The sequence below is a fragment of the Flavobacterium sp. GNP002 genome (genome assembly GCF_054343795.1).
Genome location: NZ_JBTGUW010000001.1, coordinates 1,946,071 through 1,964,338, shown reverse-complemented (window position 1 = coordinate 1,964,338; position 18,268 = coordinate 1,946,071). Strand labels below are relative to the sequence as shown.

Sequence of the window (18,268 nt, the reverse complement as noted above, 5' to 3'; positions counted from 1 at the left end):
CTATTCATAATTAAGTTATTTCCCATTTGGAATTAACAATCACGTTACCATAATCTATACCTTCATATTTTGAAAATACTGTACCCGTATCGTGTATTTTTACATTACAAACATTTTCAGCCATATCATAAATTTGTCCATTATATTCATATAAAGCAAAAATAAAACTATAGTGATTTGGTGCTATAATCTCTTTGGGCAAGGTTACTTCTACAGTAAAAACATCCTTAGTATTATCGATAATAATATCGGTTAAATAATTCATAAATGTACAAACCCTTACATTAAACTTATCTTGTACACCAATTCCTAAAACAACATTTTTAGCATCTGCCTTAATTGTAACTCCTAATCGAATTTTAATTTCTTCATTAAATCCAAAGAAATCGGCATTCATGTTTTTCGAATTAATTGTTTCACCCTTTGTGAAAAATATTTTTTTATTTTCAAAAGATTCAACATTTGGCAAATAAGAATTTGAAGCAAAATCATCATTGTTTGGAATCAAATATTTTTCAATAATCGATGAAGTAGAACCGTAATCAACAATTCCACCATTTTCCATCAACATTCCTTTGTTACACAGCGTTGCAACAGCTCCTAACTGATGACTTACAAATAGAATTGTCCTGCCCTCACTTTTACTAATTTCCCCCATCTTACCAATGGCTTTTTTCTGGAACTCAGCATCACCCACGGCTAGTACCTCATCCACAATCAAAATTTCAGGCTCTAAAAATGCGGCTACTGCAAAAGCCAAACGTACATACATACCGCTGCTGTAACGCTTTACTGGGGTATCAATATAGCGTTCGCAACCGGAAAAATCTATGATTTCGTCAAGTTTAGCCGTGATTTCTTTTTTGGTCATCCCGAGAATAGCCCCATTCAGATAAATATTTTCTCTACCCGTCATTTCCCCGTTAAATCCAGTACCTACTTCAAGCAATGAGGCTACACGCCCTCCAAACTTAATGCTTCCAGTAGTAGGTGCCGTAACGCGGGATAAAATTTTCAATAAAGTAGATTTTCCTGCACCATTTTTACCAATAATCCCTAAAATTTCGCCACGTTCCACTTCGAAGTTAATGTCTTGCAATGCCCAAACGTAGTCGCTGGTTCCTTTAGTGCTTCGGTCATTAGTATCTCCAATTTTTAAATACGGATTCTCTTTACCACGTATTTGATGCCACCAACGGTTCAAGTCATGACTCAACGTACCAGTACCTACCAGCCCCAAGCGGTATTGCTTAGAAATATTCTCGGCTTTTAATATAATATCTTTCAATGGAAGTATAATTGGTTAACTGTTTATTCGGCTAATCGTGTAATCAATAATAATAAATTTAAACTGTATCTATAAAACTCTTCTCCGTTCTATTAAATATAAGCACTCCAGTAAAAAACACCACTACGGTTACTAAAAAAGTATAACTTAATCCTAAAATAGAAATATGTCCAACATTCAATAACATATATCGCGTCGTTTCTATAACATAGGCCAAGGGATTGTACTCCACAAGCCATCCATAAGTAGGCAATTTTTCTTTGATTAATACCATAGGATACATCACGGCTGATAAATACATCAACAGTTGCACGCCAAAGCCAATCAGATTACTAAAATCTCGGTACTTCGTAACCAATGAAGAGATTAGCATTCCTAATCCCAATCCTAAAATACCCATCATAACAATCAATAATGGAAAAAACAAAACGTCAACATTCATTTCTATTGCAGCACCTTGAATATAATAATAGAGGTAAAAACAAATAAATATAAAAAACTGTATCCCAAATTTTAACAAATTAGAAACCACTATCGAGAGTGGTACAATAATACGTGGGAAATATACTTTACCAAAAATTCCTGCATTGGCACCAAAGGTGTTTGATGTACCGTTAAGACAAGCCGTAAAATAGTTCCAAACGGTGATTCCTGCCAAATTAAATAAAAAAGGAGGAACACTACCCGTACTGATACCAGCAACGTTATTAAAAATAATAGTAAACGTAATCGAGGTAAACAACGGCTGAATCAAGTACCATAGCGGTCCTAAAACCGTTTGTTTATATACTGTCACCACATCTCTTTTTACAAAAAGCAGCAGCAAATCGCGGTATTGCCAAACTTCCTTAAGGTTCAGTGAAAAGAATTTATTTTTAGGTGTTATTTCAAACAGCCACGTGGTATTGGTTTGTTCGGGTTGGTTCATTGGTTTATGCTAAAATCCTATCGTTAATTTTGCCATTTCGAGCCTGCCATTTCGAGCCTGTCATCTCGTGCGGAATCGAGAAACAAGAGCTCATTTATTTTACTAAGCAAACAGTATCATTATAAAGCAAATATAAATAATTTGTATTTGGTATTTCCTTAAAAATAGTGATGCATTCAATTTATTCTTGAATAGTATCTACTACTAAGGTTAGATGAGATAAGATTCACAGCCAAAATGAAAAGTTATTGATACGCTTCGCTGCTCTAACTTACAGTTTTGAGGCAAAGCCCATCTGTAGAAAGAGTTATTTTTCAGCGAATATACTATTACATTACAAATAACACCAACAATTAACAACCTATCGACAATTTTAAAACATTGGAGACTTATTCATATACTTTTTTTACTGTATCAAATGTCTTGTCCTAAAATAGCGCTACACTAACAAAGAGTCTATGAAAAACTAAAATGTGGCATTAGATAATGTCAGGGTATGTATGTGTCCAAAAGTGGAACACCAAATTACCGATAATACATAGATAAAAGCAATATTATAGGTGCATAAGATCAAAACCAAATGCTATCAATAAAGGAATTTTGCACATTTAAAGTTGTATAAAATCCAATAAAGAGAAATAATGCGGTTATTTTTAGCATTATTTTTGAAGATTGAATATAAAAAGGTAAAATTATTCAATATAATACTCCGCATTTTCTGCGTTCACAATATCAATAGGCAAAAGAATCATTTCTGGAATTTCTTTCTGAAAGAGAAAATGTTCTACTAAAGAAGTTATTCCCAGATACGCTTGTCTTTTCTGATTTTGATGAATCATAAAATCAATGACACCTTGATTCAAATAAGTAACATTTTCATCAATCAAATCATAACCGACTACTCCAATTTTTTTACGTTTAAATGCACTAATTACCTTAGCAATTTGATACGCTTTAGAAGTGGTAATAAAGATACCCGACAAATCAGGGTTTTCATTCAGGAAAGTATTGAAATTAAGTTCAACATTTGGATTTTTTAATTTTAGAGTGGTAATCGTGTATGCCGAATTTTCTTTCTCATCAAAATAAGTTCTAAAACCCCGTTCCTTTTCCTGCATGTGAATTGCATTTTTGTAGGTTTCATCAATATGAACAATAGCAATTTGGCCATTATCAGTAATCGAATCTAATAATTTTGCCGCCACTCGCCCACTTCGGAATAAATCTTGACCAACGAAACTTTTCACAAAACTGGATTCGACTTGGTTATTAAACGTGTTCACAATGATGTTTAACGAATTGTATTCTTCAATAACATCTACAGTTTCTTTATGGAATAATGGCGCTAACAAAACCGCATCAGGAGATAAATTTAATACGGCTTCATTCGTTTTTAAAAAGGATTTCTTTTTTTCCGGATTAAAATAAAAGGTTTCAATAACCAAATTATAGGCTTTGAATTCTTTCACCGCATCATCAATACCATTCAGACAAGGACGCCAATACGGATCAATTTCGGGATCTGGAAGTACAATACAAATGCGATAAATTTTATTGTTCTTTAAATTCCTGGCAATAAGATTTGGTTCGTAGTCAATTACTTTTAAAACTTCGTTAACTTTATCTAAAGCTGCTGGTGACACTTTTCCTCTTTTATGCAAGACTCTGTCAACAGTTCCTTTTGAAACGCCGGCTAATTTAGCAATATCCTTTATTGTATATTTTTTATCCATAATGAGCAAATATATAAAAACTTTGGTTTATTTTTTTTTGTAAGACTTAATCAACAAAAGAGAATGTAGTTAAAGGAGCGATATTCTTTTATTTTAAATCACAATCTGTTTACAAGAGTCTCTTTTTTATATAATTTAAAAATGTGCTCGACAACACAAACAAAGTGTGTTCGAGCACATTTATTGTTTTTTACTTGTTTTATAAGAATTTAATCTATAGTTTCGTAAAATCAAAACCAAATAAATAATTAGCATTACAAATAAAATTCACTGTAAAGTTCAATATTACAGTGTTTTAATACCTATAAAAAGTGAAAGAAATTATATCATTAGCTCCTGGACGAACATGTCTCTTTGGAGATCATCAAGATTATTTAGGATTACCCGTGATTGCATGTGCGATTAATAGAAATATAAAATTAACCGCAGTGCAAAATGACACTGAAGTTTTTAGACTAAACATGGACGATATAAATGAAGTTAGAGTCATTGATATTCACGCTACCTTTTCGGAATTAGCGCCTCGGGATTATTTTGCCTCTTCCCTAAGGGTTTTGAGAAGACAGGGCTGCATCCCAACTGTAGGATACGACATTACCATAAAAGGAGATATTCCTATCAATTCCGGAACTTCAAGTTCATCCGCTTTGCTAATGGCTTGGATTAATTTTTTGATAACTGCTTTTGGAGTCGATGCGGAAGTTACTCCGGAATTTATTGCAAAAATGGGGTATGCATCTGAAGTTTTAGAGCATGGAGAACCCGGCGGAATGATGGATCATTACAGCATCGGAGTGGGCAATATTGTGCACATCAATACCAAAGATCCTTTTTCATACACCATCATTGGAACCGAGCTAAAAGGCTTAATAACTGGTGTTTCCGGAGTACCCAAAGAAACAATTGGTTTGATTGGAGAATTAAAAGGAAATGCCTTAATAGCTATTGCTATTATTAAACAAAATTTCAAAGATTTTGATTTAAACACATCCAAAATAGAAGATTTAGATAAATATCACAATTACTTACCGGATCGATTGGTTCCTTATTTTGAAGGGGCCATCAAGAATTACCACTATACAAAAGAGGCTTTAAAAGAATTTGAAAAACCAACCCCAGACTTAAAGAAGATAGGTGCTTTAATGAATCAACATCACGCTGTTTTAAGAGATTTATTAAAAATAACAGTCCCTAAAATTGACGCGATGATCAATGCCGCATTAAAAGCTGGAGCTTACGGGGCAAAAATAGTGGGTTCAGGTGGCGGAGGAAGTATTGTAGTACTGGCTGAACCGGGAAATGAAGCTCCTGTAGTGGCAGCAATACTTGCAGCAGGCGCAATAGAAGCCTATACCGTAACCGTTGATCCTGGCGTGAGAATACTAGAAAACAGTAAAATTTTAAAGAATTAAGTATGCATGACAATCTAATTATTTTGGCAGGCGGTGCCTCTTCCAGAATGAAAAAACAAGTTACAGTGGCTAATTTGAGTGAAGAAGAAATTGCGCAAGCAAATGAAAGAAGTAAAGGATTAATTGGCGTTGGACCAAACGGAAGACCATTATTGGATTTCCTTTTATTAAATGCTAAAAAAGCAGGGTATAAAAACATTTATATTATTATTGGGGAACAAGGAGACTTATTCAAAGAGTTTTACGGAAGCAAAAACAGCAACAATGATTTCAATGGCTTAACGATTTCCTTTGCAACGCAATACATTCCCGAAGGGAGAATAAAACCTTTTGGTACCGCTGATGCCTTATTCCAAGCTACTGAGCAATATCCTGAATTGAATTCTCAAGAATATACGGTTTGCAATAGCGATAATTTATATTCTACCGAAGCCTTATATGCCCTTAGGAAAACCACTAGTCCAAATGCATTTATCAGTTATAACCGGGATGCATTGGAGTTTCCGTTAGAGCGAATTTCTCGTTTTGCAATTGCAAAGCTCAGTGAAAACAATCAATTATTAGATATTCTAGAAAAACCAACTGCAGACGTTTTAGAAAACTACAAAGACGCCGAAGGAAAATTGAGAGTGAGCATGAACGCTTTTAAATTTAACGGAGCGCTTTTATATCCGTATCTAAAAAACTGTCCCGTTCATCCGGAAAGAGACGAAAAGGAATTACCAACAGTACTTTTGAACGCACTAAAAGAGCATCCTGAGACCACATTAGGAATTCCGTTCTCTGAACATGTTCCAGATTTAACAGCAAAAGAAGACATCGCAGAGGTAAAAGCCTATTTAAAAAAACACTATCCAGTACTCAACTGGGAATTGTAAAACCTATAAACAATTAACATGTCACAAAGTAAAAGCACCATAAATAATAAACCGGGGAATACATTAATTCCGATGGTTATTTTAACCTCATTATTTTTCATTTTAGGATTCGTAACTTGGTTGAATGGTCCACTAATTCCGTTTTTTGAATTAGCGTGTGAACTGTCTCCATCTCAGGCTTATTTTGTGGCTTTTGCCTTTTACATTGCATATTTTGTAATGGCGATTCCTTCCTCTTGGGTCATAGAAATAGTAGGCTATAAAAACGGCGTTTCGGTAGGATTAGTTGTAATTGCTTTTGGAGCATTTATGTTTTACCCTGCAGCCGAAGCACGCACTTTCCTCCTGTTTCTGATTGCTTTATTTGTTATGGGAACTGGTTTGGCAATTTTGCAAACGGCGGCAAATCCTTATGTAGTTGTTATTGGTCCCAGAGAAAGTGCTGCAGCACGAATTAGTGTGTTAGGGATTGCCAATAAATTAGCAGGATTTATTGCGCCGCTGGTGTTGACAGCTTTGGTGCTGTCAAACATGCAAGAGTACACGGCTGATAAAATTGCCGTGCTGGATTTCGCCACTAAATCTGCCGTTTTAGATTCCCTTGCGCTACAATTACAAACTCCGTATTTGTATATGGGAGCTATTATTCTTGTCTTGGCCGCTTTAGTCAAACTATCTCCGTTACCGGAAATTGATCTGGATGAAGATGGGAAAGTATTACATCAAAGCGTTTTTAAACAAATCGTAAATGCTTTTAAATATCCTCAATTAGTTTTAGGTGTAATCACCTTGCTGCTGTATATGGCTGCTGAGGTTTTAGCGGGAGATTCAATTGGTGGTTTCGGAAAACAATTAGGCGTTTATGGTGAAGATGGTAATTTTTATTTAAAACTAACTTCATTTACCATGACCGCAATGGTAATAGGATATATTTTAGGAATTACGTTAATCCCAAAATATGTTTCACAGGTGACGGCATTAAAAGCCTCTGGGATTCTGGGATTAATTTTAGTTTTAATAATTGTCTCGATTTCCCCTTCTGTAATGATTCAGTTCCCTGGGATACCGGCTTTGCCTTTGGTTATTATTTTAGTCGCATTATTGGGACTTGCAAATGCACTTTGTTGGCCTGCAATATGGCCAATGGCACTTCAAGATTTGGGCGGATATACTAAAATAGCCAGTGCCATATTGATTATGGGTATCATCGGAGGTGCAATTTTCCCATTGCTTTATGGTTATTTGGTAGAAACCATCAACTTGGCAAATGAAGTCAATGATGTTGCAGAAACAGCAAAAAGTGGGAATCAAATTGCTTATTTAATTTTAGTGCCTTCTTATTTGATGATTATATTTTATGCTTTTAAAGGGCACAAATACCGAAGCTGGTCCAGAAGATAATACGAATTAAGTGATAAATAATTTTTTTTAAAAATAACTGACAATGTTAAAAAGTAGTATAGATAAGGCGACAGGTTTCGAAAAAAGATTCGAAAATATTGGCACAGTAGTTTTTGAAAATTCAACTGTGGCATCTAAGGCGGTAGCGCAACAAATAGCAACGCTTATCAAGTCAAAACAAGAGAATCAGGAATCCTGCATATTAGGCTTGGCAACAGGGTCTTCGCCCAAAGGATTGTATGCTGAATTAGTACGCCTGCATAAAGAAGAAGGTCTGAGTTTCAAAAATGTAATTACATTCAACTTAGACGAATATTACCCAATGGAACCGGATTCTATAAACAGCTATGTGCGATTTATGAAAGAATTGCTGTTGGATCAAGTAGATATCCTACCAGAAAATTATCATATTCCAGATGGAACGTTATCAAAAGAAGAAATTGCTGATTATTGTGCTAATTATGAAGCTAAGATAGAAGCTTTGGGTGGTATTGATTTACAGATTTTGGGAATTGGTGGAAACGGACATATTGGGTTCAATGAATCTGGTTCTTTACAGAATTCAAAAACAAGATTGGTGGCATTAGATCACATTACCAGAGTGGCGGCAAGTGGCGATTTTTCTGGATTGGGCAATACACCTAGAACAGCAATCACGCTTGGAGTTAAAAAAATAATGGAAGCCAAACAAGTGATCCTAATGGCTTGGGGTGAAGGAAAATCGAATATCATTAAAGCTTCTGTAGAAGGAACGGTAACCAATCAAATTCCTGCGTCCTTTTTGCAAGAGCATAATAATGCTGTTTTTGTTTTAGATAAAGAAGCTTCTTCAAAACTAACACGAATTAATACTCCTTGGTTGGTGGAGAAAATTGTTTGGACAGATCGATTGACCAGAAAAGCAGTATTAGGGTTAGCACTTGATTTAAAGAAACCCATCTTGATGCTTACCGATGCGGATTATATTGAGAACGGAATGAGCGATTTATTGGCTGATTCAGGTCCAGCGTACGACATCAACATCAAAATATTCAATAAATTACAAAATACAATTACCGGATGGCCGGGAGGAAAACCAAATGCTGACGACTCAAATAGACCTGAAAGAGCGGAACCAGCTAGAAAGAGAGTGCTGATTTTTAGTCCGCATCCAGATGATGATATTATCAGTATGGGAGGAACTTTTATGCGATTGCAACAACAAGGACATGAAGTGCATGTGGCCTACCAAACCTCAGGAAATATTGCTGTTGCTGATGATGAGGCACTACGATTTGCCAGATTTGTTTGTGATTACAATGAAAAATTTGGAATAAGAAATAGTGAAGCTGAGGATATTTATAAAAAATCGATAGCTTTTCTTAAAAACAAAAAAGCGAGTGAAATAGACATTCATGAAGTGCGCTATTTGAAAGGGTTGATTCGAAAAGGAGAAGCGCGATCTACCAGTAATTTCGTTGGTTTGTCAGATGAGCAAATTCACTTTATGGAACTGCCTTTCTATGAAACAGGAACGATTGAGAAAAAACCTTTGGGAGAAATAGACATCCAATTAACCATGGACCTTATCCAGAAAATACAACCGCATCAAATATATGCCGCAGGTGATTTAGCGGATCCGCATGGAACGCATAAAGTATGTTTGGATGCCATTTTTGAAGCAGTAAAACGATTGAAATCAAAAGATTTCATGAAAGATTGCTGGGTTTGGTTGTACAGAGGCGCTTGGCAGGAATGGGGAATAGACGAAGTTGAAATGGCTGTACCCATGAGTCCAGATCAGGTATTAGATAAAAGACACGGAATTTTCAAGCATCAATCTCAAAAAGACGGCGTTGTATTCCAAGGGTCTGATGCTAGAGAATTTTGGCAAAGAGCAGAAGATAGAAATGGAGAAACAGCAGCGTTATATGTACAATTAGGATTGTCAAATTATGCTGCGATGGAGGCTTTTGTCAGATGGAAATATTAGAATCTATCTTAATTTCTACTATTCTCACAAAATTTTGAAACCCTCTAAAGAACAACAAATTTAAAAGGGAAAAAATTAACAACTTAACCATAACCTAATGAAATCATTCTGCCTTGGTGCTCTTTTCGTACTCTTTTTTCAATTCCTTCCAATGGAATCCTATGCAGCAAAAAGCAACGGTTTTTCTATTAAAAAAGACGGAATTAAGACCATCGAATCCAAAAAGCTAAGAATCACTCTGGATGCTGATTTTCCAAGAATAATCCAATACAATTGGATTGCAAACGGAACTATTTTTTATGGACAGGAGGACCAATTATCACAAGTGATGATTAACGGTAAACTATACACCCCTAAAAGTTCGTTTTCGATATCAAAAAGCGAGGCAAACTATACATTAGACATTCCAGAAATTAGTATTACAGTAAAAATTCAAATAAAGGTAGTTGCCAATAGTGTCGAATTTAATGTAACCCAAATCGCAGAAAAGGGAACTTTTGAGGTAAGCACTTTTGAAATTCCCAACCACAACATACTTTCGGTGAGAAGCACCCAAAAAGGCGCATCTTTTTCCGGAGCAAAAATGTTTACAGCCATCAATGGAACTGGTGATGTACATGTACCACTTACTGCGACCGTTGCAAAAGACAGTATTGCAATAGGCTATCTTTATGGCATTGTAAATAACGACCAATTGGCGGCAAGTCTATGGAGCAACTCGACTGGAGAAAAATCAGATGAAGATCGCGTTTTGAAACAAACTATTAAAAAAGAAGACTATTCCAGAACCGGAATATGGAGTGGCTCTTGGATTTATCGTGCCAAAGGAATGAAGGCTACTGATCCACTTCCTGTTGCCAAAATTGTCATCACTGATGATACCAACAATGATAAAAAAGTAGATTGGCAAGATGGTGCCATAGCCTTCAGAACAATCATGCATAATCCTATTGGAAGCGACAAAATACCTAATTTGGTAGTACAGCGCATTCCGATGAACTTTGCCAGCCAAGCGACCAATCCGTTTACAAAAACATTAGACGAGACCAAAAGAATTTTCCTAAATACAGATGGCTTGGGTCAATATGTTATTCTAAAAGGATACGGATCCGAAGGCCATGATTCCAAACATCCCGACTATGGAGATATTGGAAAAAGACAAGGCAGTGCCAAAGATATGGAGATGCTTTGCAAGCAAGCACTTAAATACAACGCGTTTATGGGCGTGCATATCAATGGTACGGAATCGTATCCTGAAGCGACTGCCTTTGACGACTCATTGGTTGACAAAACAAAAAAAGGCTGGGATTGGCTTGATCCTTCCTACTACATCAACAAGCGCTATGATGCTAGTACCAACAACAGGATGATGAGACTTAAATCACTAAAGGACCAAGTTCCTTCACTTGGTTTTATTTATTGTGATGTTTGGTATGCAAAAGGAAGCTGGGACAGTAAAAAATTAGGTCGTGAAATTCATTCACTAGGTTTAACCCTAACTACCGAATTCCCAAACGACCATGAATCCGATGCCGTTTGGAACCATTGGGCTGTGGATTATGATTATGGAGGAAAAGACATCAAAGGATTTAACAGCCAAATCGTTCGATTCATTCGTAACCATCAAAAAGACACTTGGATAGCCAGAAATCCTTTGCTTGGTGGAAATGAAATGAAAGATTTTGAAGGATGGCAAGGAAGAAATAATATTGATGATTGTATTACGATGACTTTTGGCACCGGTCTTCCAACAAAATACTTACAACATTTCCCAATCCTTACTTGGGAGAAAAACACTATTTCATTAGAGAGAAACGTAACTGTAAAAATGGTTTCGGAAAAAAGAATCATTAGCAAAGAAGGTCGAATCGTTTTAAACGGTGATACCTATCTTTTGCCTTGGAATCCCGTTACCGAAAAAAAGCTTTATCATTGGAACGCAGCAGGCGGAACAACCACATGGGATTTGCCACAAAGCTGGAAAAATCTAAAAACTGTTGCCTTCTACAAACTAACCGATCAAGGAAGAGAGTTGGTCAAACTACTAGAAATCAAAAATGGTCAAGTGACACTTACTGCTGAAGCAAATACACCTTATGTTATATCCAAGACCAAAAGCACTCCAAATTCTGCTGTTACTTGGGGAGAAGGAACTTTTATAAAAGACCCTGGATTTAATAGCGGTAATTTGAAGAGCTGGGCAGTTGACGGCTCTGGAGTTTCTGTAGTAAGAAATAAAATTGGTCAATACGAACTGGTAATAAACGGTTCCACACCAGCAACGGTGAGTCAAACACTTTCCGGATTAACGGCAGGATCTTATTACGCATCTGTATATGTAGCCACCGAGGGCAACAGAAGAGCTTATTTGGGAATAAAAGAATACGGCGGACAAGAAGTAAGCAATTACGCCAATAGTTCTTTATGGAAAAACTACATCTCTGCCGATTCAAAACACGACACCAACCTACAACGCATGTATATTTATTTCAAAGTAGCTGAAGGTCAAACTACTGCAAAATTATTTTTACATGCTGACGAAGGTACAGAAACAGTTGTATTTGATGACATTCGTGTTGTAGCTATACAACAGGAATCAAAACCATCAAATGTATTTTTCAAGGAGAATTTCGAAAATATCCCTGATGGCTTGTATCCATTTATCAAAGGGATTGCTGGAGGAGTTAACGACCCAAGAACGCATTTATCTGAATTACATGCTCCCTACACTCAAAAAGGCTGGAACGGAAAGCCAATTGATGATGTTATAAACGGAAATTGGTCACTAAAAGCCCACAGCGAAGAACAAGGCCTTTTACTGCAAACAATTCCGCAAACGGTTCGATTTAAAGCAGGTAAAACGTATACTGTGGCCTTTAGTTACGAAGCTTCAGGAGCTGATTATGCATTAATAATAGGCGACGGAGCCACTACAAAAATGGCAATTGCCTTAAACGAAGCAAACACACCTACTATAGCTACTTTCAGTTTCTTAGGTTCCGAAAACGGTAATTCTTGGTTTGGAATCGAAAAACTTAATGGAAAAGACTCCGATTTCGTTTTGGATGATTTGGTAATTACGGAGAAATAATAAGACATTAAAAAAAGAAAAATGGCTGTATTTTTATTAAAAAATACAGCCATTTTTATATCATCTAATTATTAAACATCACCTGGTGGGTACAATTAGTTTTTGATAAAATCTTCGTCAATTCGAGTAATTATCTCCCAAAACCTTAGGAAGAAATGATATGGATAACTAGAAACTTATCACTAAAAACGGTTCTCGATATACCTCACTTCGAGTGCGAAGCGTATCGAGAAGTTTTGTTCCGTTTTATTATACAAAATCACGAAGTGTCAGAACTCACATTATGAATAATCACACCCAAAGGATTAAATATTACTCTTTTTCTTTAAAATAATTAGCGCCCCACATATCATATCTTTTTTTCATGGTCTCAATTTTAGTTTGAAAAGAAGGCCAATTTTTATTTTCCTTTGGAGACCATAATACTTCGCTAAGAGCACTCAAACGTGGGAATATCATATATTCCACTTTGGCAGGATTTTCCATATATTCTGTCCACACATTTCCTTGGGCACCCATTACATATTTAGCTTGTTGCGCATTCAATTCTTTAGGAATAGGCTCATAACTGTATATTTTTTCCAATGAGGTAAAACCTCCAATAGTAACTTCTTTTTCGTTTTTTGTTTGGGAATGATCCAGATAAACGTGGCTTCCCGGAGTCATAATCACTTGATGGTTTTCTTTGGCTGCAGCTATTCCGCCAGCTTCACCTCTCCAGCTCATAACAATTGCATTTGGAGCCAGACCTCCTTCTAATATTTCGTCCCAACCTATTAAGGTTCTTCCGTTTTTATTAATGTATTTTTCCATGCGTTGGATAAAATAGCTTTGAAGTTCGTGCTCATCCTTCAAGCCTTTTTCTTTTATCAGCTGCTGACAAAATTCGCTTCTTTTCCAGGCATCTTTAGGAGATTCATCCCCACCAACATGGATATATTTTGAAGGAAACAACGCCATTACCTCATCAAGAACATCTTCAAGAAAGTTGAAAGTATATTCCGTTGGAGCATACACATCGGTAAAAACACCCCAAGTTTCTTGAACCAATTTTACCCTGCCATTTGCTAATTCCTGCTTACTTTTTTCAGAAATCATAGCATCTGGTATAACTGTTTTTTCATTTGGAAAACAACTCAACATCGGATAAGCGGCAATAGCGGCACTACTATGTCCCGGCATTTCAATTTCTGGAATTACCGTAACAAATCGGTCAGAAGCATACTTCACAATATCTTTTACTTCCTCTTGGGTATAAAAACCTTCTTCGGGTGTATTATCACTTCCTTTACCCGGATACCTTCCTATGATAGATCCATTTCTTTTAGAGCCTACTTCAGTAAGTCTGGGATATTTTTTTATTTCGATTCTCCAACCTTGATCTTCGGTCAGGTGCCAATGGAAATAATTCATTTTATGTAAGGCTAGGTAATCAATATACTTTTTAACGAATGAAACCGGGAAAAAATGACGGCTTACATCCAACATCGAACCTCTATAGCCAAAACGTGGTTCATCTTTTACCTGCACCGAAGCAATCTTTAGACTATTGCTTTTCTCTGTAGGAAGCAGTTGAATTAGTGTTTGCATGCCATAAAAAGTTCCTTGATTTGAATTCCCTTCAATCAATACGCCGTCCTTATCTGATTTTAAACTATAACCTTCCCCTTTAAGCCCATCAATATTTTGAATACTTTTCAAAACAATACTATTCTTAGAAGCTTTTTGAACTACTGCTAATTCAAATCCATAATACTCTAATAAATATGTATTGAAGAACGCTGCCGTAGCTTTATCTCCTTTGCTAGCAACCACCAAGCTTGTTTTAGGGCCAATAACAAAACTGCCCGTGTTAGTAATTACTTCAGCTGGCTGAGGAATGATTTTTACTTCTTGAGCAAATGAGAATGTGCTACATAAAAGAAGCGAAAAGAAAAATGACTTTATCATATTTACGTTTTTCAATTAATATTAATTATTTTTATTCTTTCAAATTTCACAAAACCCTTACCTGCTTATGTTTAAGGACCAATTTCTAAATTAGTTTATTGTTAGCAAATTAGCAAAAAACTAGATGAATATTTTTTATTTCAACCCTTCCTTACCTTTATACAATTATACAATGCTATAGATTTGTATAATTTTAGTTTTAAGAGGGTAATTTATCTTAAACTACAGCACTATCTTTTTTAAAGTTATTAATAGCTAAAATTGAAACTTAAGACAGATATAAAAGTATTTATTTAACGTACAAAAGAGAGTAAAACTTAATGTACTACTCTCTTTTTTTTTAACTAATCGGTATTTATTTCTTATTTAGAGAACTCTAATCCTTTTAATTTTTGCCAACCTCCACGAGTGAAATCAGGAATTTCAACTGGTGCAGAATTGTTATCCAAAGAAATTTCGGTTAGAGGAGCAAGACAGGACCATTCCGCCAAATCATACACATCCATATCCAATGGAAGTCCGTTTTGTAAACAATAAATCAAACGGTAATCCATTATAAAGTCCATCCCGCCATGACCGCCAACTTTTTTGGCTTTTTCCTCTATTCCAGCTACAATTGGGTGTTTGTATTTTTCCATTAAAGCTTTTTTCACATCAGCAGGAACAAAACTGTGAGCATTCAATTTTTCATGATTTGGTGTAATATCTGAACCTACAGATTTAGAATCCAAAGCATAACCTTCTAAAGGATATTTATTGGCAAAACCTTTTGTTCCGCTAAGTTGATACATACGGCTGTACGGACGCGGTGAAGTCACATCATGCTGAATTTGGATTGTTTTTCCTTTTTCGGTACGAATCATAGTCATCGTGTGGTCGCCATTTCTAAAGTCAGTAACTTCTATTCCTGATTTTTCTTTAATGTAAGCAGGATTACCAACGGCTTTAGTATCCATAGAAACCAAAAAATTCATTTTGTCACCACGATGAATATTCAATGCTTGACACGCTGGTCCCATTCCATGGGTTGCATAAATATCACCACGGTGTTTTCTATTGTAATCCATACGCCAGTTATTCCAGTACTCGCCCCAGAAAGGCTGAAGTCCGTGGATATAAGCCCCTTCGGCATGCATAATTTCTCCAAACAATCCTTGTTGAGCCATATTTAATGTCGTCAATTCGAAGAAGTCATACACACAATTTTCAAGCTGCATGCAATGCTTACGCGTTTTTTCGGAAGTATTAATCAAATCCCAAATTTCCTCCATTGTCATGGCTCCTGGAACTTCAATGGCTACGTTTTTGCCATCTTTCATGGCTTGAACGCCAATTTTTGCATGGTTTTTCCAATCGGTTGCTACATATACAAGATCTACATTAGGAAGTGCTGTTACTTTTCTCCAAGCATTTTCATCTCCAAAAAATTCTTTCGCTTTAGGAAGTCCCGCTTTAGTAAGAATTTCATTTGCCGATTTGGTGTTGGTTTCTAGCATATCGCACAATGCTATAATCTCAACACCCGGAATATGGGTCATACGTTCTACCGCACCCGGACCACGCATTCCTAAACCGATGAAGGCGATACGAACCGTAGGAATGGGAGCTGTAGCAAGACGCAAAACATCCGTTTGCCCTTTAGCACGTTTTGGAGCTGGGGTTTTAATCATTTGAGCCGATACATTTGCCCATCCTAAAAAAAGAAAGGAAATAAGTAGCACTTTAAAAATACTAGTTTTCATAATTTTATTTATTTATTAAAAAAAGGAAGATAATCAAGCTGTAGATTATCCATTCTGCAATACTCAATTATTATTTTTAGTTTAAACCGTTAGTACTCTTTACGGTAATGCGTTAAAATCAATATCAGGTCTTTTCTGATGTAATGGTCTTGTAAAAACGCTTTGTGCTTTGGTAAAATTATTAAAAAAGCCTCCGTTCTTCAAATAGAATGATTCGTTATTTAGCAGGCCACCGGAATAATCCATACGGTATCCTATAGTGCCAGTGTTGTCTGTTGTGAATTTTGCGGAGTTTATCTCTGTCCAATTTCCGTTAGCGTCACAATACCATTGATTACTGAATAATACTTCGCGAGATTTATTTCCTTGTTCCGGAGAAAAATTTTCTAAGAACGAATGAAATCGTTTTAAATAAGTACTAGTTTCCGGACGATTAAAGCTGGCTATTAATTGCCATTGGTTTAATTCGGGTGCAAAAAAGTAAGCGGTATAGGTCGTTGAATTATCGTTTTGAGGAATTCCACGGAGTAAAAATTTATACGTGTTTCCAGCGATCCAATTGTACTTCAAATAACTTTGTCCACCGGAACCCTCATTGCCAAATTCTCCTGTTGTTACTCCTGCTCCTTTTTTAAGAAGTTTAATTTTTTTAGAATCTGGAATAGTTGCTGGATCATCCGTTACAAATGGGCTCCAAACAGAGAATAATACTCTACGCTCTGTATCAGAATTAACTTGAATACCAAAATAGCCTTCTGCAAATCCATTTGCCATATAATAAGACCCTATAATATCTTGACCTGTTGGCACAGTAACTTCGTTGTAATACCATTCAATAGTTGCATCTGTTGGCACTTGATAATTTAAGTGTACGGAAGGTCCTCTTCTTCCCCAATGATAAAAACTACCTTCGTCATTTTGAACAAATGCAATTTTATCTTTAGCTATCGAACTGTTAATTGTTACACTTGAAATAGAAGGAAAATTACTTTTATTCTTGCTGATTCCTTTTATTTTTAAAGCAACATAACCCGGTTCTGTAATTTCCCAACGTCCTATTTGGTAAGAATCTTTTTTGGTGTCGTTGAATTCAACTCTCTTGGATTCATTGTTAATGGTGAATTCTAAAGTTGATTTCCCAAGAACTACCAATGACTCCTTATCTATTGATAATTGGAATACTCCTGGTTCAGAAATTCGAAAATAAGCAATAAAATATTCTTCAGAATTGCTCCAATACTCGATTCCATCTTTTGTAATGGTTTCAACTTCTGCAAAGAGAGTTGAACTAAAAGCATTTCCGCCAAGAGGCAAAGAAAATACATTTGAAAAACCTTGGGAAAATAAACATGACCCATGAATAAATATAAAGAAATAAAGAATGTGTTTTAGGAATTTCATATTATTAAAATATTGATTTGCTAATTTTTTAATAGCTATAGTTTCTTTTTTTTTTGCTGTTTAGCACCTATTTCTTTGCCCTGAATCACCTATTTTCAAGACTCCAAAATATAATAAAGAAACACTTAAAATTATCTGATGCTCCTTTATAATTATTTTTAATATCATTATATACTACGAAACTATATAATTCATTTTGATAAAACAAGGAAAAAGATAAAAAATGTGCTCGAACACATTTTTTTTATATTATAGAATACATTTAGAAGATTACTGTACTTTTCAAAAATTAAAATTCTAATTTTATAATATAATATTATTGTGTTTTATGTTTTCTAAAGCCAGAATGTGCGCTTTACATGCTAACTTAGCAATCACAGAAAGTTAAAATCATCTTAATTCCAACCTATAAAACAAGTTCGCAATTTATTACAAACCTTTTAAAGAAAAAGCTGTTCAATTGAGTTATGAG

At 35.5% G+C, this 18,268-nt stretch carries 11 protein-coding genes; 5 read left to right on the top strand and 6 right to left on the bottom strand.

What is annotated here, in order from left to right; translation table 11 throughout:
* Positions 1 to 10 precede the first annotated feature (10 nt).
* The 3 genes from ACXX80_RS08590 to ACXX80_RS08580 form a co-directional block, all read right to left on the bottom strand.
* The gene (locus tag ACXX80_RS08590) at positions 11 to 1,288 is read right to left on the bottom strand and encodes an ABC transporter ATP-binding protein (protein ID WP_458552825.1); all 1,278 of its coding nucleotides are present in this window, start codon (positions 1,286 to 1,288) and stop codon (positions 11 to 13) included.
* 58 nt (positions 1,289 to 1,346) lie between these two features.
* Positions 1,347 to 2,216, bottom strand: a complete 870-nt coding sequence (locus ACXX80_RS08585; protein ID WP_458552824.1) for an ABC transporter permease — start codon at positions 2,214 to 2,216, stop codon at positions 1,347 to 1,349.
* A gap of 692 nt (positions 2,217 to 2,908) precedes the next feature.
* The gene (locus ACXX80_RS08580; RefSeq protein ID WP_417953226.1) at positions 2,909 to 3,949 is read right to left on the bottom strand and encodes a LacI family DNA-binding transcriptional regulator; all 1,041 of its coding nucleotides are present in this window, start codon (positions 3,947 to 3,949) and stop codon (positions 2,909 to 2,911) included.
* Positions 3,950 to 4,260: 311 nt separating this feature from the next.
* On the opposite strand from ACXX80_RS08580, the gene ACXX80_RS08575 reads away from it, so the two are divergent.
* The 5 genes from ACXX80_RS08575 to ACXX80_RS08555 all read left to right on the top strand — a co-directional run bounded on the left by ACXX80_RS08575 (position 4,261) and on the right by ACXX80_RS08555 (position 12,703).
* Positions 4,261 to 5,361, top strand: coding sequence for a mevalonate kinase family protein (locus ACXX80_RS08575; protein ID WP_458552823.1), 1,101 nt, complete (start codon positions 4,261 to 4,263; stop codon positions 5,359 to 5,361).
* A 2-nt stretch (positions 5,362 to 5,363) separates the two neighbouring features.
* Positions 5,364 to 6,239, top strand: coding sequence for a sugar phosphate nucleotidyltransferase (locus ACXX80_RS08570; RefSeq protein WP_458552822.1), 876 nt, complete (start codon positions 5,364 to 5,366; stop codon positions 6,237 to 6,239).
* Between the two features lie 18 nt (positions 6,240 to 6,257).
* Complete coding sequence (locus ACXX80_RS08565) at positions 6,258 to 7,640, top strand: sugar MFS transporter (RefSeq protein ID WP_458552821.1); 1,383 nt, start codon at positions 6,258 to 6,260, stop codon at positions 7,638 to 7,640.
* A gap of 43 nt (positions 7,641 to 7,683) precedes the next feature.
* Positions 7,684 to 9,612 (top strand): glucosamine-6-phosphate deaminase, encoded by a 1,929-nt coding sequence (gene nagB, locus ACXX80_RS08560; RefSeq protein ID WP_458552820.1) that lies wholly within the window; start codon positions 7,684 to 7,686, stop codon positions 9,610 to 9,612.
* Between the two features lie 97 nt (positions 9,613 to 9,709).
* On the top strand, positions 9,710 to 12,703 hold the full coding sequence (locus ACXX80_RS08555; protein ID WP_458552819.1) for an endo-alpha-N-acetylgalactosaminidase family protein: 2,994 nt from the start codon (positions 9,710 to 9,712) through the stop codon (positions 12,701 to 12,703).
* Positions 12,704 to 13,015: 312 nt separating this feature from the next.
* Here ACXX80_RS08555 and ACXX80_RS08550 read toward each other — a convergent pair whose 3' ends face one another.
* The 3 genes from ACXX80_RS08550 to ACXX80_RS08540 form a co-directional block, all read right to left on the bottom strand.
* Positions 13,016 to 14,653: a beta-N-acetylhexosaminidase gene (locus tag ACXX80_RS08550; RefSeq protein ID WP_458552818.1), complete on the bottom strand. Its 1,638-nt coding sequence runs from the start codon at positions 14,651 to 14,653 to the stop codon at positions 13,016 to 13,018.
* 362 nt (positions 14,654 to 15,015) lie between these two features.
* Entirely contained in the window at positions 15,016 to 16,395 is a 1,380-nt protein-coding gene (locus tag ACXX80_RS08545) for a Gfo/Idh/MocA family protein (RefSeq protein ID WP_417951956.1), read from the bottom strand.
* Positions 16,396 to 16,494: 99 nt separating this feature from the next.
* Positions 16,495 to 17,796 (bottom strand): DUF3472 domain-containing protein, encoded by a 1,302-nt coding sequence (locus ACXX80_RS08540; protein WP_458552817.1) that lies wholly within the window; start codon positions 17,794 to 17,796, stop codon positions 16,495 to 16,497.
* Between the last annotated feature and the right edge of the window lie 472 nt (positions 17,797 to 18,268).

What these genes read in the sequence shown, in the direction of transcription:
- ACXX80_RS08550 (WP_458552818.1), bottom strand. Translation starts at nt 14,653, where the DNA reads ATGATAAAGTCATTTTTCTTTTCGCTTCTTTTATGTAGCACATTCTCA.
- ACXX80_RS08565 (WP_458552821.1), top strand. Translation starts at nt 6,258, where the DNA reads ATGTCACAAAGTAAAAGCACCATAAATAATAAACCGGGGAATACATTA.
- ACXX80_RS08570 (WP_458552822.1), top strand. Translation starts at nt 5,364, where the DNA reads ATGCATGACAATCTAATTATTTTGGCAGGCGGTGCCTCTTCCAGAATG.
- nagB (WP_458552820.1), top strand. Translation starts at nt 7,684, where the DNA reads ATGTTAAAAAGTAGTATAGATAAGGCGACAGGTTTCGAAAAAAGATTC.
- ACXX80_RS08585 (WP_458552824.1), bottom strand. Translation starts at nt 2,216, where the DNA reads ATGAACCAACCCGAACAAACCAATACCACGTGGCTGTTTGAAATAACA.
- ACXX80_RS08555 (WP_458552819.1), top strand. Translation starts at nt 9,710, where the DNA reads ATGAAATCATTCTGCCTTGGTGCTCTTTTCGTACTCTTTTTTCAATTC.
- ACXX80_RS08545 (WP_417951956.1), bottom strand. Translation starts at nt 16,395, where the DNA reads ATGAAAACTAGTATTTTTAAAGTGCTACTTATTTCCTTTCTTTTTTTA.
- ACXX80_RS08540 (WP_458552817.1), bottom strand. Translation starts at nt 17,796, where the DNA reads ATGAAATTCCTAAAACACATTCTTTATTTCTTTATATTTATTCATGGG.
- ACXX80_RS08580 (WP_417953226.1), bottom strand. Translation starts at nt 3,949, where the DNA reads ATGGATAAAAAATATACAATAAAGGATATTGCTAAATTAGCCGGCGTT.